Origin of the sequence: Pseudacidovorax intermedius, from assembly GCF_001476815.1 — a bacterium.
Lineage (GTDB): Bacteria > Pseudomonadota > Gammaproteobacteria > Burkholderiales > Burkholderiaceae_C > Xenophilus > Xenophilus intermedius_A.
In genome coordinates, this window is sequence record NZ_LDSL01000070.1 from 31,004 (window position 1) to 46,754 (window position 15,751).

Annotated in this window: 14 protein-coding genes; 8 read left to right on the forward strand and 6 right to left on the reverse strand. The window is 68.9% G+C overall.

Translation table 11 applies throughout. From position 1 onward, the window contains the following. The first annotated feature begins 27 nt into the window (after positions 1-27). Entirely contained in the window at positions 28-303 is a 276-nt protein-coding gene (locus NS331_RS12100) for a hypothetical protein (RefSeq protein WP_058642244.1), read from the forward strand. A gap of 90 nt (positions 304-393) precedes the next feature. Further along, positions 394-576: an alkyl sulfatase C-terminal domain-containing protein gene (locus tag NS331_RS26150; RefSeq protein ID WP_153012830.1), complete on the forward strand. Its 183-nt coding sequence runs from the start codon at positions 394-396 to the stop codon at positions 574-576. A gap of 50 nt (positions 577-626) precedes the next feature. Here the strand turns inward: NS331_RS26150 and NS331_RS12105 are convergent, their stop codons facing one another. The 6 genes from NS331_RS12105 to ugpB form a co-directional block, all read right to left on the reverse strand. Beyond that, the gene (locus NS331_RS12105) at positions 627-3,113 is read right to left on the reverse strand and encodes a DUF3772 domain-containing protein (protein ID WP_058642280.1); all 2,487 of its coding nucleotides are present in this window, start codon (positions 3,111-3,113) and stop codon (positions 627-629) included. A gap of 117 nt (positions 3,114-3,230) precedes the next feature. Then, on the reverse strand, positions 3,231-3,977 hold the full coding sequence (gene ugpQ / locus NS331_RS12110; protein WP_058642245.1) for a glycerophosphodiester phosphodiesterase: 747 nt from the start codon (positions 3,975-3,977) through the stop codon (positions 3,231-3,233). A 43-nt stretch (positions 3,978-4,020) separates the two neighbouring features. Further along, the gene (locus tag NS331_RS12115; protein WP_058642246.1) at positions 4,021-5,028 is read right to left on the reverse strand and encodes a sn-glycerol-3-phosphate import ATP-binding protein UgpC; all 1,008 of its coding nucleotides are present in this window, start codon (positions 5,026-5,028) and stop codon (positions 4,021-4,023) included. A gap of 135 nt (positions 5,029-5,163) precedes the next feature. After that, on the reverse strand, positions 5,164-6,015 hold the full coding sequence (gene ugpE, locus NS331_RS12120) for a sn-glycerol-3-phosphate ABC transporter permease UgpE (RefSeq protein WP_058642247.1): 852 nt from the start codon (positions 6,013-6,015) through the stop codon (positions 5,164-5,166). 1 nt (position 6,016) lies between these two features. Further along, entirely contained in the window at positions 6,017-6,898 is an 882-nt protein-coding gene (ugpA, locus tag NS331_RS12125; RefSeq protein WP_058642248.1) for a sn-glycerol-3-phosphate ABC transporter permease UgpA, read from the reverse strand. A 145-nt stretch (positions 6,899-7,043) separates the two neighbouring features. Continuing rightward, complete coding sequence (ugpB, locus tag NS331_RS12130; protein ID WP_058642249.1) at positions 7,044-8,354, reverse strand: sn-glycerol-3-phosphate ABC transporter substrate-binding protein UgpB; 1,311 nt, start codon at positions 8,352-8,354, stop codon at positions 7,044-7,046. Between the two features lie 207 nt (positions 8,355-8,561). Here ugpB and serA point away from each other — a divergent pair, with 207 nt between their 5' ends. The 6 genes from serA (at position 8,562) to NS331_RS12160 (ending at position 15,734) form a co-directional block, all read left to right on the forward strand. Then, a complete protein-coding gene (gene serA, locus NS331_RS12135; protein ID WP_058642281.1) occupies positions 8,562-9,794 on the forward strand; it encodes a phosphoglycerate dehydrogenase in 1,233 nt (410 codons plus the stop codon). Between the two features lie 143 nt (positions 9,795-9,937). Then, positions 9,938-10,339 carry a DUF488 domain-containing protein gene (locus tag NS331_RS12140; protein WP_058642250.1) on the forward strand — a complete coding sequence of 134 codons (402 nt, stop codon included), beginning with the start codon at positions 9,938-9,940 and terminating at the stop codon, positions 10,337-10,339. Between the two features lie 40 nt (positions 10,340-10,379). Further along, positions 10,380-10,772, forward strand: a complete 393-nt coding sequence (locus tag NS331_RS12145) for a VOC family protein (RefSeq protein ID WP_058642282.1) — start codon at positions 10,380-10,382, stop codon at positions 10,770-10,772. Between the two features lie 198 nt (positions 10,773-10,970). Next, complete coding sequence (gene frp, locus NS331_RS12150; RefSeq protein WP_153012831.1) at positions 10,971-11,351, forward strand: fluorescence recovery protein; 381 nt, start codon at positions 10,971-10,973, stop codon at positions 11,349-11,351. A 73-nt stretch (positions 11,352-11,424) separates the two neighbouring features. Further along, entirely contained in the window at positions 11,425-15,303 is a 3,879-nt protein-coding gene (locus NS331_RS12155) for a DUF3683 domain-containing protein (RefSeq protein ID WP_058642252.1), read from the forward strand. After that, entirely contained in the window at positions 15,300-15,734 is a 435-nt protein-coding gene (locus tag NS331_RS12160) for an HIT family protein (RefSeq protein WP_058642253.1), read from the forward strand. The genes NS331_RS12155 and NS331_RS12160 overlap by 4 nt, the downstream gene beginning before the upstream one ends. Positions 15,735-15,751: the final 17 nt, after the last annotated feature.

The window sequence follows — 15,751 nt, forward strand, 5'->3', positions numbered from 1 at the left end:
CAGTCATTGCCGGACGCACCGCGGCGCATGTCTCCCCTCCAGTTGCTCGATCACCTGCTCAATTTCGTGGCGCCGGCCGTGGCGGTGGCGGTGCTGCTGGCGCTGGCCCTGCGTGGGCTGCATCGGGCCCGATCGCTGCGCGTGCCGCTGTGGAAGCAGATCGCGATCACGACGGGTGCGGGCGTCGCGACGCTGCTCGGCGGCCTGGTGCTGACAGGCCACGACGGGCGCATGGCGAGCTATGCGGCGCTGGTGCTGGTCGCCGGCACCGTGCAGTGGGCGCTGCTGCGTGGCGGGCGCTGATCGAAGCCGGGCTGAAGCGCACGGCCAGCCGCCGCTGGTCCGAGGTGACGGTCAGCGACATCGCCCAGGCCATCGGCTGCTCCGTCGGCACTGGCGCGCCAGCGCCGCGCCCTCGACGCCTTGCTGTCGCGCCAGCAGACCCTGCAGCCACTGACGACGGCCGGCGAGGCGCAGCTGCGTGGCGATGCCGGCCTGCTGCCGCGCTTCTTCGGCCTGCTCGACAACGTCAGCGGCGGCTTCCCGGTGGTCGACGCGGCCCGCTGGCCCGACTGATGGCGCACGCACGCGGGCCCCGCACCGGCCCGCTGGCGGCCAGGCGCCCGTCAGGCCAGCGGCGCGGGCGCCGGCGGCACCGCCGCCACCACGGGCGCGACCAGCGGCAGGCCGGCGTTCTTGAAGTCCTCCAGCATGGTGAAGAGCAGGTCGCTCTTCACCCCGCCGGCCACGCGCGGGCTGTTGACGTAGGCGATGGCCTGGAAGATCAGCATGCCGTTCTCGATGCCCTCCAGCGACACCGACGGCGCCGGCGTGGGCAGGATGGACGGATGCGCGCCGCAGGCCGCCAGCATCAGGTCCCGCACCTGCCGCGCGTCGCTGGCCAGCGGCATCGGCAGGCGGATCAGCACGCGGCCCTCGGCATTGGCCAGCGTCATGTTGCGCACGGTCTTGGTGATGAACTCCGAGTTGGGCACGATCACCGTGGAGCGGTCGGCCAGCTGGATCTCGGTGGCGCGCACGTTGATGCGCCGCACGTCGCCCTCGGTGGTGCCCAGCACCACCCAGTCGCCCACCTTCACCGGCCGCTCGGCCAGCAGGATCAGGCCCGAGATGAAGTTCTGCACGATGGCCTGCAGGCCGAAGCCGATGCCCACCGACAGCGCGCTGGCGATCCAGGCGATGCGGTTGATGCCGATGCCCAGCGCCGACAGCGCCATCGCCACCACCAGCACGCCGCCCGCATAGCCCAGCAGCGTGGTCAGCGAGCTGCGCATGCCGGGCTCCAGGCCCGAAGCGGGGAAGTAGCGCGTGTCCAGCCAGACGCGCAGCACCCGCAGCGCCACGAAGCCCGCCACCAGCACGGCCAGCGCGCTGAACAGGGCGGCGGGCACGAACTGGAACTCGCCCACCCGCAGCCCGCTGCCGAACTGGCCGGAGCGCTGCACCACTTCTTCCGGCCCCGTGCCCAGCGGCGCCATCAGCGTGATGACGAGGTAGAAGAACAGCGCCAGCCGCAGCACGGCCGACAGCAGCACCGCCGCCTGGTCCAGCCGCGTGGCTGTCAGGCCGAAGCTGGCCGCCAGCCGCTGGCCCGTCGGGCTGCCCGACGCCAGCAGCGCCATGCACAGGTCGTCGATGAACTTGAACAGCACGTAGAAGGCGCAGACCACGATGCCGGTCCAGATCAGCTGGCTGGCGACCAGGCTGGCGAGCGCGACATAGCCGCTGGCCAGCAGGGCCGTGACGGCCAGCAGCACCAGCGAGACCAGTCCGCGCAGCAGCCCGACCCACACCGGACGGACGGTGAAGCGGGCCGCCGCGCCGTCGCCGGCCGTAGTCGCCGTCGGCGCCGGGGGCGCGTCCGGGGCGGCGGCGGATGCCGTGCCGCGCCCACCCGTGGCCGCGGGCCGCAGGCGGAACAGCAGCAGCGCCACCAGCACCGTCAGCGCCGCGGCCGTGGCCGCCTGCGTGGCCTGCAGCGCGGCATAGCTCGCCTCCACCAGCGAATTGACCTGCGCCGGAATCCACACCAGCGCGCCCACGATGGCCACCAGCAGCGGAAAGGGCCGCAGCCGCAGCGCCATGGCGTCGGCGATGGGCGGCAGCCGCCAGGAACGCCGGGCATTGGCGAGCAGCGCGCGCCCCAGGCTGAGCACGAAGGTCATGAACAGCGCGACGCCGATCAGCTCCCGCACCAGTTCGCGCGCGGCCTCGCCGAGCAGCTGCCGGTCTTCCAGCAGGCCGCGCAAGCCGTGCAGCGCCAGCGCCACCAGCAGCATGTTGACGCCGACCACGGCGATCACCAGCAGCGAGCGCCGCAACCGTCCGCCGGGCAGGATGCGCTGGGCCAGCAGCACCAGCCCGCGTTCGGCCAGCATGTTGCCGACGGTGATCGTGAGCAGCACCAGCGCCAGGGCGCCGAGCACCGCATTCCGGTGGGGCGGTGAGAGGCTGGCCGAGACCGCGCTGCGCAATTCGATGGCCAGCGGCTGCAGCCGTTCGCGGTCGTCGGGCCAGGCGGTGGCGATGGCGCGCCAGAAGGCGGGCGACAGCGGCGAGGCGGTGCGTTCGGTCAGGCGGGCTTCGAAGTCCTGGCGGCGCTTGTTCAGCAGTTCGGTCGCGCGCTGCTGGGCATCCACCACCACCAGCCGTGCCAGCCGGATGTCGGCATCGACGCCGTTGCGCTCGCGGGTGAGGGTGGTGCGCTGCCGGGTGATGTCGGGGTCTTCGGTGGTACCGGCGGCCGGCGCCGGACCCAGTTCGCCCAGGCGGGCGTTCAGGTCGTTGAGCTGGCCCGTGCGCAGGTCGATCAGCTTCTGCGCGGCGGTGCCGATGGCGTCCACCTGGCGCACCAGCAGGCGGGCCTCGTCGCTCGTCTCGGCCGACTTGGGCAGGGCGGTGAGCTGGGCCCGCAGCGTGGTGATGTCGGCGGGCATGTCGGCCGCCGCTGCGGCCGCGGCCGTGGCGCCGGCGGCGGGCTGGGCCTGGGCCCGGGCGGCGGGTGCGGCGGCCAGGGCCGCCAGCACGGCCAGGGCGGCGAACAGGGCCAGGCCGCGGGCGAGGAACGAGGGGGAATGCGAAGTCCGGCGCATCCGGCGGATCATAGGCAGGCCGCCCGTGGCGCCCTGTCGGTGCGCGCTGTCAGGCCGCGCTCGGCGGGCGGCCGACCGGGGCGGTGGCCGGCGTGGCCTGGGCCGGCCTGGCGCTGTTCAGGCCGCCGGTGAAAAAAGGTCCACGCGGTCCGTGATGATGCCGTCGGTGCCCAGGTCGATGAGCCGCTGCGCCGCCCAGTCGTCGTTCACCGTGTAGCTCAGTTGCCGGAAGCCGGCGGCGCGGGCATCGGCCACGGTCTGCGCGTCCCACAGGGCATGGTTGCAGACGATGGCCACGCAGCCGAGCTGGCGGGCGAGGTCGAGCCAGTCGCTGCGCGGCGTGTCCAGCAGCAGGGCGCGCGGCAGCGCCGGCACGGCGTCGCGCGCGGCGGCCAGGGCGTCGGGCCGGAAGGAGCTGAGCAGCGGCGGCACGGCCGTGCCGGCCCACAGGCGGGCCGCCTCGCGTGCGACGGCGGCGCCCGTCTCGGCATCGGTGCCGGGCGTGGGCTTGATCTCGATGTTGAGCAGGTAATCGTTGGCCAGGCAGAAGCGCGCCAGCGCCGCCAGCGTGGGCAGCGGCTCGCCGGCATAACGCCGCGAATGCCAGCCGCCCGCGTCCAGCTGCGACAGCGTGGTCCACGGCTGGTCGCCGCCGATGCCGGGCATGCCGGTGGTGCGCGCCAGCGTGGCGTCGTGCATCAGGAAGACCACGCCGTCCTGGCTGAGCTTGGCGTCGCATTCGAACATGCGGTAGCCGTGCTCCGCGCCCAGGCGGAAGGCCGCCAGCGTGTTCTCCGGCGCGAGCTTGCCGGCGCCGCGGTGGGCGATCCAGCGGGGATAGGGCCAGGGGGGCAGGTCGTTCATGGCGAGCCAAGCATTGCGATCGAAAGGCCGCGGCGCGGGGGTGTCAATCCAATCTTTTTCCGGAGCCGGCATCGAACCAGTGCAGCCGCTCTTCGCTGGCGCCCAGGCTCAGCGTGTCGCCCACCTTGGGCGCCGGCTTGTCGGCATCGGTGCGCATCACGATCTGCTCGTCGCCGATGCGGCCGTAGACCAGGCGCTCGGCACCCAGCAGCTCGACCTGCTCGACGTTCACGCTCCAGCCCGAATCGTGCGGCGAAATGTGCTCCGGCCGGATGCCCAGGATCTTGCCCGCCGGCACGCCGGGCGCGTTCTTCAGCAGGTTCATGGGCGGCGAGCCGATGAAGCTGGCGACGAAGGTGGTGGCCGGCCGGTGGTAGACCTCTTCGGGCGTGGCGAACTGGTCCATCACGCCGCCGTTCATCACGATGATGCGCTGGGCCAGCGTCATGGCCTCGACCTGGTCGTGCGTGACGAAGAGCGAGGTGATGCCCAACTCGCGGTGCAGCTTCTGGATCTCCAGGCGGGTCTGGGCGCGCAGCTTGGCGTCCAGGTTCGAGAGCGGCTCGTCGAACAGGAAGACCTGCGGCTGGCGCACGATGGCGCGGCCCATGGCCACGCGCTGGCGCTGGCCGCCCGACAGCTCCCGCGGCTTGCGCTCCAGCAGGTGGCCCAGTTCGAGGATCTTGGCGGCCTTGTCGACCCGGGTCTTGATCTCGTCCTTCGGCACGCCCTGGATGCGCAAGCCATAGGCCATGTTGTCGAAGTTGGTCATGTGCGGATAGAGCGCGTAGTTCTGGAACACCATCGCGATGTCCCGCTTCGCAGGCTCTACGTCATTGACCACCCGCCCGCCGATGGCGATCTCGCCGGCGGAGATCTCCTCCAGCCCTGCCACCATGCGCAGCAGCGTGGACTTGCCGCAGCCCGACGGGCCCACGATGACGACGAACTCGCCATCCCGGATATCGGCCGAGACGCCATGGATGACCTGATTGGCCTTGGCACCCTTGCCGTAGCGCTTGATGACGTTGCGAAGGGAAATACCGGACATAGGCAAGAAGAGAAGGTTGAGTGCGCTCGGGGTGGCTGTTGGTGCGGGAGACACCGCGGAACCGGCTTTGCCGGGCCGCCGGTGTCGCCCCTTGAGGGGGATTCGGCTACACGAAGTGAGCAAGAAACGGGGTGGTCATTTTTCTGTATCGACAAGTCCCTTGACGAACCACTTCTGCATCAGGATCACCACCACCGCCGGCGGCAGCAGCGCCAGGATGGCCGTCGCCATGATGATGTTCCAGTCGTTGGCCGCATCGCCGCTGGCGATCATGCGCTTGATGCCGATCACCACCGGGTACATGTCCTCGGTGGTCGTGGCCAGCAGCGGCCAGAGGTACTGGTTCCAGCCGTAGATGAACTGGATGACGAACAGCGCCGCAATGGAGGTCTGCGACAGCGGCACCAGGATGTCCTTGAAGAAGCGCATCGGCCCCGCGCCGTCGATGCGCGCCGCCTCCACAAGTTCGTCCGGCACCGACAGGAAGAACTGCCGGAACAGGAAGGTGGCCGTCGCCGAGGCGATCAGCGGCACCGTCAGGCCCGCGTACGTGTTGAGCATGTTGAGGTCCGACAGGACCTTGTAGGTGGGCAGGATGCGCACCTCCACCGGCAGCATCAGCGTCACGAAGATCATCCAGAAGACGAGCTTCTTGAACGGGAAGCGGAAGTACACGATGGCGAAGGCCGACAGCAGCGAGATGGCGATCTTGCCGATGGCGATCACCAGCGCCGTGACCAGGCTCACCCACATCATGCGGCCGACGGCCGCCTTGGAGCCCTGCGTCTCGGCCGTGCCGGTCAGGGCGGCGGTGTAGTTCTCCACCAGGTGCTTGCCGGGCGTGAGCGGCATGGGCACCTGCACGATCTCATCGCGCGTGTGCGTCGAGGCCACGAAGGCCAGGTAGATCGGGAAGGCGATGATCAAAATGCCCAGCAGGAGCACCACGTGCGAAAGGACCGTCAGGCCCGGGCGGCGTTCGACCATGTCAGTACTGGACTTTCTTTTCGACGTAGCGGAACTGGACGACGGTCAATGCGACCACGATCAGCATCAGCACCACCGACTGCGCGGCCGAGCCGCCCAGGTCGAGCGCGCGGAAGCCGTCGTGCCAGACCTTGTAGACCAGGATCGCCGTGTCGCGGCCCGGCCCGCCCTCGGTGGTGGCATGCACCAGCGCGAAGGTGTCGAAGAAGGCATACACCACGTTGATCACCAGCAGGAAGAAGGTGGTGGGCGACAGCAGCGGGAACTGGATGGTCCAGAAGCGCCGCAGCGGCCCGGCGCCGTCGATGGAGGCGGCCTCGATCAGCGCCTTGGGGATCGACTGCAGGCCGGCCAGGAAGAACAGGAAGTTGTAGGAGATCTGCTTCCACACCGCGGCCACCACGATCAGCGCCAGCGCCTGGTTGGAATTGAGCAAATGGTTCCAGTCGTAGCCCATCTTGCGCAGGCCGTAGGCCACCACACCGATGGAGGGCGAGAACATGAACACCCACAGCACGCCCGCCACGGCCGGTGCCACGGCATAGGGAATGATGAGGAAGGTCTTGTACGCCAGCGCGCCGCGCAGGATGCGGTCGGCAAAGATGGCCAGCACCAGCGACAGCGCGATGCCGCAGCCGGCCACCAGCACCGAGAAGACGGCCGTGACCTTGAAGGACTCGAGATAGGCCGGGTCCTGGAACAGGTGCTGGAAGTTCTCCAGCCCCACGAACACCGTGGAGGTGCCGAAGGCGTCCTCGCTCTGCAAGGACTGCAGCACCGCCTGGCTGGCGGGCCAGAAGAAGAACACCAGGATCACCGCCATCTGCGGCGCGATGAGCACCCAGGGCAGCCAGGAGGATCGGAAGAGGACGCGTTTTTCCATGGGGCCTCGAGAAACAGGAACGCCCGCAGCGCGAAGCAGTGCGGGCGGCCGGGAGTCTACGTTGCGTCAACATTCGCGACACCTTCGTACCCCCGTCCGGCAGGGATGCGAAGGGTCGCGCATGCGACAGCGAAAGGCGCGCGGGTCAGCTGCGCGTGGCCTTCTGGAAGCGCTCCAGCTGCTCGTTGCCGCGCTGCACGGCGGCGTCCAGGGCTTCCTTGGCGCTCTTCTTGCCCGACCAGATCTGCTCGGTCTCTTCGTCGATGATGGTGCGGATCTGCACGAAGTTGCCCAGGCGGATGCCGCGCGACTTGTCGGTGGTCTTGCGGATCATCTGCGTCACGGCCACGTCGGTGCCCGGCTTCTCCTTGTAGAAGCCCGACTTCTCCGTCAGCTCGTAGGCGGCCAGGGTGATGGGCAGGTAGCCGGTGCGCTTGTGGCTGGCCGACTGCACGTCCGCGCGGGACAGGAACTTGAAGAAGTCCGCCACGCCCTTGTACTCGGCCGGCTTGCGGCCCGCCATGACCCACAGGCTGGCGCCGCCGATCACGGTGTTCTGCGGCGCGCCTTCCACGTCGGGGTAGTAGGGCAGGGTGGAAATGCCGTAGGCGAACTTGGCGTCCTTGGCCACGCGGGCGTACAGGCCGGACGAGGCGGTCATCATGGCGCACTCGCCGGCCGGGAAGGCGGCGTCCGGCACGTTGCCGCGGCCCTTGTAGACGAACAGGCCCTGCTTGGCCATGTTGGCCAGGTTCTCGAAGTGGCGCACGTGCAGCGGCGCGTTGAAGGCCAGGCGCGCATCGGTGCCGCCGAAGCCGTTGTTGCGCGTCGCGAACAGGGTGTTGTGCCAGGTCGAGAAGCTCTCCAGCTGCGTCCAGCTGATCCAGCTGGTGGTGAAGGGGCACTGGTGGCCGCTGGCCTTGAGCTTGGCGGCGGCGGCGACGACCTCGGGCCAGGTCTTGGGCGCCTTCTCGGGGTCCAGGCCGGCTGCCTTGAAAGCGTCCTTGTTGTAGTAGAAGATCGTCGTCGAGCTGTTGAAGGGCAGGCTCAGCATCTGGCCGTTGGGGGCCGTGTAGTAGCCGGCCACGGCGGGGATGTAGGCCTTGGGGTCGAAGCTGACGCCGCTTTCCTTCATCACCTCGGCCACCGGCTTGATGGCGGCCTTGGAGGCCATCATCGTGGCCGTGCCCACTTCGAACACCTGCAGGATGTGCGGCGCGTTGCCCGAGCGGAAGGCGGCGATGGCCGCCGTCATCGACTCGTCGTAGGTGCCCTTGAAGGTGGGCACCACCTTGTAGTCCTTTTGACTCTCGTTGTACTGCTTGGCGAGGTCGTTGACCCACTCACCCAGCGGGCCGCTCATGGCGTGCCACCACTGGATCTCGGTCTGTGCATGCGCCGGGACGGCGGCCATGACGGCCACGGTGGCGGCTGCAGCAAGTTGCGTGAATCGCATGAAGACTCCTGTGTCTGCGAACGATGACAAAGATGAAAAGACTATGGCTGTCATGTGACAGCATGACGGCGGGTTGTCGCATGGCGTGCGGTCCCGGCTCAAGCGGGGAAACCCTTTTCACGGCCAGGGCCGCAGGGCTGCCGACTGCGGCAGCGCAGCACGCTTGAACCATACTCGAGCGTTTTGACAACCGTGTTGATGCCGGGCATGACCAAGACCACCTCGCTGGACAAGGGCAAGATCAAGTTCCTGTTGCTGGAGGGCATCCATCCCTCGGCGGTCGAACTGCTGCAGGCCTCCGGCTACACCCAGGTGGAGGTGCTGCCCGGCGCGCTGGAGGGTGAGGAACTCAAGGCCCGCCTGGCCGACGTGCACTTCCTGGGCATCCGTTCGCGCACACAGCTCACGGCCGAGGTGTTCGCTGCCGCACCCAAGCTGGTGGCCGTGGGTGCCTTCTGCATCGGCACCAACCAGATCGACCTGGATGCGGCGCGCGAGCATGGCGTGGCCGCGTTCAACGCGCCGTATTCCAACACCCGTTCGGTGGCCGAACTGGTGCTGGCCGAGGCCATCCTGCTGCTGCGCGGCGTGCCCGAGAAGAACGCCGCCGCCCACCGTGGCGGCTGGCTCAAGACGGCCGAGAACGCCTTCGAGATCCGCGGCAAGACGCTGGGCATCGTGGGCTACGGCTCCATCGGCGCCCAGCTGTCGGTGCTGGCCGAGGCGCTGGGCATGCACGTGGTCTTCCACGACGTGGTGGCCAAGCTGCCGCTGGGCAATGCGCGCCAGGCTCGCAGCCTGAACGAGCTGCTGGGCCAGGCCGACATCGTGAGCCTGCACGTGCCCGAGCTGCCGTCCACGCAATGGATGATGGGCGAGGCCGAGATCGCGGCCATGAAGCCCGGCGCCATCCTCATCAATGCCTCGCGCGGCACGGTGGTGGTCATCGAGGCGCTGGCCGCCGCCCTGCGCGAGCGCCGGCTGCTGGGCGCCGCCATCGACGTCTTTCCCAAGGAACCCAAGAGCAACAAGGACGAATTCCTGTCGCCGCTGCGCGGGCTGGACAACGTGATCCTCACGCCGCACATCGGCGGCTCGACCATGGAGGCGCAGGCCAACATCGGCGTCGAGGTGGCCGAGAAGCTGGTGCGCTACAGCGACAACGGCACCACCACGCGCTCGGTCAACTTCCCCGAGGTGGCGCTGCCGGCCCACCCGGGCAAGCACCGGCTGCTGCACATCCACCGCAACGTGCCGGGCGTGCTGTCGGCCGTGAACCAGGTGTTTGCCGACCACCGCATCAACATCGCGGCCCAGTACCTGCAGACCAACGACAAGGTCGGCTACGTGGTGACCGACGTGGATGCCGCCTCCTCCGACGTGGCGCACGAGGCGCTGGCCAAGGTGCCGGGGACGATCAAGAGCCGGGTGCTGTTCTAGTCACGGCTTCGCGGCTTGCGCTGGCGTGAGCTCCCGGGCCTCTCGGGACCCGTTTGCCACGGTGCCAAAGCCGCGGCTGATGTCCAGCCTGTCTGCCGCGGGTGGCCGTACGATGGCGCCCCTTGTCATTGCCGGGAGCGTCCATGCCGCTTCGAGTCGTTCAGTTGGGATCGCCGCGTGCCGCCGACGAAGGCACGCGCATCGGGACCGTCCGCCGCCCGCCTCGCGGTGTGCCCAAGGCGGCCTTTGCGTCGGGCAACTGGTACGACGTCTGGTTCCCCGTCCTGGCGCCCTCGGCCGACACGATGAAGCAGGGGCGCGAAGCCGAGACGCCGCAGCAATGGTCCGCCTTCGTCCGTAAATTCAAGGCGGAGCTGAACACGCCGGAGGCCCAGCAGTCGCTCGACCTGCTGGCCGTCCTGTCGCGCGACGCCAACCTGTCCGTGGGCTGCTATTGCGAGCATGAGGGCCGGTGCCATCGCTCGGTCCTGCGCGAACTGCTCGCCGCCCGCGGTGCGGTGTTCGCGGACGACGACAGGGCTTGAAAATCCGTTGCCCGCAACCGTCGCTTCCTTCTCCAGTCTCATGCCACGCATCGATCACGTCGCCCTTTGGGTGAACGACCTGGACGCCATGTGCGCCTTCTATTCGGAGGCCTTCGGCGGACAGCCTGGGCCGCTGTACCAGAACCTCACGAAGGGATTCGCGTCCCGCTTCGTGGTCTTCGAAGACGGCGCGCGCATCGAGTTCATGACCACGACCACCCTCGCGCCCATCGCATCCGCACCTGGCAGCCAGCGCATGGGGCTTACCCATCTGGCGATCGCCGTGGGCAGCGAGGCCCGGGTCGACGCGCTGACCCGGGAGCTACAGCGTCGTGGCTCGCCGTTGCTCGATGGCCCGCGGCGTACGGGAGACGGCTACTACGAAAGCGTCGTGCTCGATCCGGAGGGCAATCGGATCGAGATCACCGTCTAGCTGCGCGGCCGGCGCTGCCAACCTTCAGTGGCCCCGCGAGGGCGCCGGGGTAGAGCGGCGACCGCAATGCCCCCTGGTTCAACCGCACGACGCGCCTGCCATGGCTTCCCTCTCCAATGAACGCCCCGACGGTGCGTGATGCGCCGCGTGGAGCACACGAAGTTGAGCGCGCGGTGCAAACCCGATTATGGTGATCACATGTTGCACGGCAGTTCTTGGTCCCCCACGGAAAAGAAGATCGCGCGGAGCGTCTTCGACGCGGCGCTGCAATCCGAACTCGCCGAGCTGATCGCGCAGGTCCGGGAAACGGCGGCGACCCTGTCCACGCCCGATGAGCTGTGGGACTTGCAGGAACTGCTCTCTCGCAGGCGGCGGGAGATCAGCGACAAGTACGACTACGGCTATCCTCGGCTGGAGCTGCTGTTCGTGTGGCTGCTCAGGGAGCGGCGCATCGCGCTTGCGCAATTGCAGGGGCTGAAGCCGGAACGCCTGGCGCGCATCGAGTCCTTGCTTGCGCAGGCCCTGTGCGACGAGGAGCGCGGCGCAGGGGCCGGTCAGGATGACCCGGCTCCCCGGTAGCTCCGGCCTCGCCGACTAAAATCCGCCCCCCGGTTCAAGGGCGCGAGGCGCCCTGCCGTGGCGCCTTCCCCCGATGAATGCCCCGACCGCGCTCGATGCGCTGCTGTCGCAGGCCGCCGAGCCGGCGCGTCTGCGCGAGATTCCGTACAACTACACCAGCTTCTCCGATCGCGAGATCGTGATCCGCCTGCTCGGCAGCCGGGCCTGGGAGCTGCTGCAGAGCCTGCGCGACGAGCGCCGCACGGGCCGCTCCGCGCGCATGCTGTACGAGGTGCTGGGCGACATCTGGGTGGTGCAGCGCAATCCCTACCTGGTCGACGACCTGCTGGACAATCCGCGCCGCCGCGGCCAGCTGGTCGAGGCCCTGCGCCACCGCCTGGCCGAGGTGCAGCGCCGCCGCACGCCGCAGGACGATGCCCAGCGCGATGCCCTGGTCGGCGAGCTCCTGACGCTGGTGCGCCAGGCCATCGACGGCTTCTCGGCCCACTTCGACGAACTCGCCGCCCTGCGCCAGAAGGCCCAGCGCGTGCTGCGCCGGTGCACCGCGCGCGACAACATCAAGTTCGACGGCCTCTCGCGCGTGGCCCACGTGACCGACGCCACCGACTGGCGGGTCGAATATCCCTTCGTCGTGCTGGTGCCCGACACCGAGGCCGAGATGGCCGCGCTGGTGGCCGCCTGCATCGAACTCGGCCTGACCATCATCCCGCGCGGCGGCGGCACCGGCTACACCGGCGGCGCCATTCCGCTGACCTGGAAGAGCGTGGTGATCAACACCGAGAAGCTCGAGGCCATGACCGAGGTCGAGATGCGGAGCCTGCCCGGCGTGGACGGGCCGGTGCCCACCATCTGGACCGAGGCCGGCGTGGTCACGCAGCGCGTGGCCGATGCGGCCGAGCGGGCGGGCTTCGTCTTCGCGGTCGACCCGACCTCGGCCGAGGCCTCCTGCGTGGGTGGCAACGTGGCCATGAACGCCGGCGGCAAGAAGGCCGTGCTGTGGGGCACGGCGCTGGACAACCTGGCCTCCTGGCGCATGGTGACGCCGCAGGCCGAGTGGCTGGAAGTCACCCGGCTGGACCACAACCTGGGCAAGATCCACGACGCCGAGCGCGCCGTCTTCGAGCTGCAATACTTCGCCGCCGATGGCCGCACGCCGCTGCGCACCGAGCGGCTGGAGATCCCCGGCCGCACCTTCCGCAAGGAAGGCCTGGGCAAGGACGTCACCGACAAGTTCCTGGCCGGCCTGCCCGGCATCCAGAAGGAGGGCTGCGACGGCCTGATCACCAGCTGCCGCTGGGTGGTGCACCGCATGCCGGCGCACACCCGCACCGTCTGCCTGGAGTTCTTCGGCAATGCCAAGGACGCCGTGCCCTCGATCGTCGAGATCAAGGACTTCATGTTCGCGGAGCAGAAGCGCAGTGGCGTCCTGCTGGCCGGCCTGGAGCATCTGGACGACCGCTACCTCAAGGCCGTGGGCTACGCCACCAAGAGCAAGAAGCACGGCGGCGGCCTGCCCAAGATGGTGCTCTTCGGCGACATCAGCGGCGACGATGCCGACGCCGTGGCCCGCGTCACCAGCGAGGTGGTGCGCATCGCCAACTCGCGCTCGGGCGAAGGCTTCATCGCCATCAGCCCCGAGGCGCGCAAGAAGTTCTGGCTGGACCGCAAGCGCACCGCCGCCATCAGCCGCCACACCAACGCCTTCAAGATCAACGAGGACGTGGTGATCCCGTTGCCGCGGATGGCCGAGTACACCGACGGCATCGAGCGCATCAACATCGAGCTGTCGCTGCGCAACAAGATCCGGCTCACGCACGAGCTGGAGGCCTTCCTAGCGCGCGGCAATCTGCCGCTGGGCAAGAGCGACGATGCGCACGAGATTCCGGCGGCCGAACTGCTGGAAGGCCGCGTGCAGCAGGCCGTGGCGCTGGTGCGCGAGGTGCGCGGCCGCTGGCAGAGTTGGCTGGGCGACGCCGACGCGTTGTTCCCGCAGCTGCAGGACCATACGCTGCGCGCCAGCTGGAAGACCGAGATCCGCGCACCGCTGGCCAAGATCTTCGGCGGCAGCGAATTTGCGCCCATCCTGGCCGAGTGCGAGGCCGTCCACAAGCGCGTGCTCAAGGGCCGCGTGTGGGTGGCGCTGCACATGCATGCCGGCGACGGCAACGTGCACACCAACATCCCCGTCAACAGCGACGACTACGAGATGCTGCAGACGGCCCACGAGGCCGTGGAGCGCATCATGAAGCTCGCCCGCAGCCTGGACGGCGTGATCTCGGGCGAGCACGGCATCGGCATCACCAAGCTGGAGTTCCTGTCGGACGAGGAGCTGGCGCCCTTCGCGCGGTACAAGCAGCAGGTCGATCCGGAAGGCCGTTTCAACAAGGGCAAGCTGCTGCGCGGCGATGCGGCGCCGGCCGATGCCCGCCATGCGGACCTCACCAACGCCTACACGCCCAGCTTCGGGCTGATGGGGCACGAGTCGATCATCATGCAGCAGTCCGACATCGGCGCCATCGCCGATTCGGTCAAGGACTGCCTGCGCTGCGGCAAGTGCAAGCCGGTGTGCGCCACCCATGTGCCGCGCGCGAACCTGCTCTACAGCCCGCGCAACAAGATCCTCGCCACGTCGCTGCTGGTGGAAGCCTTCCTGTACGAGGAGCAGACCCGCCGTGGCGTGTCGATCCAGCACTGGCAGGAGTTCGAGGACGTGGCCGACCACTGCACCGTGTGCCACAAGTGCCTGACGCCCTGCCCGGTGAAGATCGACTTCGGCGACGTGTCGATGAACATGCGCAACCTGCTGCGCAAGATGGGCCAGAAGAGCTTCCGCCCCGGCAACGCGGCGGCCATGTTCTTCCTCAACGCGACCAATCCGTCGACCATCAAGGCCATGCGCACCGGCATGGTGGAAGTCGGCTTCAAGGCCCAGCGCCTGGCCAACGACCTGCTGCGCCCCGCCGCCAAGAAGCAGACCGCGCACCCGCCCGCCAGCCTGGGCGCGGCGCCGGTCAAGGAACAGGTCATCCACTTCGTCAACAAGAAGATGCCGGGCGGCCTGCCCAAGAAGACGGCGCGCGCCCTGCTGGACATCGAGGACGCCGACTACGTCCCCATCATCCGCAACCCGCAGGCCACGACGCCGGAGACCGAGGCGGTCTTCTACTTCCCGGGCTGCGGCTCGGAGCGGCTGTTCTCCCAGGTGGGCCTGGCGACGCAGGCCATGCTGTGGCACGCGGGCGTGCAGACGGTGCTGCCGCCGGGCTACCTGTGCTGCGGCTATCCGCAACGCGGCTCGGGCCAGTTCGACAAGGCCGAGCAGATGATCACGGACAACCGGGTGCTGTTCCACCGCGTGGCCAACACGCTCAACTACCTGGACATCAAGACCGTCGTGGTGAGCTGCGGCACCTGCTACGACCAGCTGCAGGGCTACCAGTTCGACAAGATATTCCCCGGCTGCCGCATCATCGACATCCACGAGTACCTGCTGGAGAAGGGCATCAAGCTGGAGGCCAACGCCGCCGCCTACCTCTACCACGACCCCTGCCACACGCCCATGAAGCTGCAGGACCCCATGAAGACGGTCAAGTCGCTGGTGGGCGATCAGGTGCTCAAGAGCGACCGCTGCTGCGGCGAGTCGGGCACGCTGGGCGTGACGCGGCCCGACATTTCCACGCAGATCCGCTTCCGCAAGGAAGAGGAGCTGAAGAAGGGCGAGGCCGCGCTGCGCGCCACCCATGCGCTGCCGGCGCAGGGCGACGTGAAGATCCTCACCAGCTGCCCCAGCTGCCTGCAGGGCCTGTCGCGCTACGGCAATGACCTGAACAACGGCCTGCTCGAAGCCGACTACATCGTGGTCGAGATGGCGCGCCGCATCCTGGGTGAGAACTGGATGCCCGAGTACGTCTCGGCCGCCAATGCCGGCGGCATCGAGCGGGTGCTGGTGTGAGCACGGCCGCAGGCTGCCCGCTGTGCGACGCGCCTGGCGGCCGTGTGGTCGCCCAGGGCGCGCAGTGGCGCGTGATCCATGCGCAGGAGGCGGGCTTTCCGGCCTTCTACCGCGTGGTCTGGGCGGCGCACGTGGCCGAGTTCTCCGACCTGTCCGACGACAACCGTGCCGAATGCATGCGCGTGGTGGTGGCCGTGGAACGTGCGCTGCGCGATGCGCTGGCGCCCGCCAAGATGAACGTGGCCACGCTCGGCAACATGGTGCCGCACCTGCACTGGCACGTGATCGCGCGCTTCGACTGGGACAGCCACTTTCCCTCGCCCGTGTGGGCCGAGGCGCGCCGCCCGCGCGACATGGCGCGCGAGCAGGACGTGCAGGCCCGCCTGCCCGCGGCGGAGGCGGCCATGACGGCCGCGCTCGCGCGCCGTTGATCTTGAGCAAGGAATCC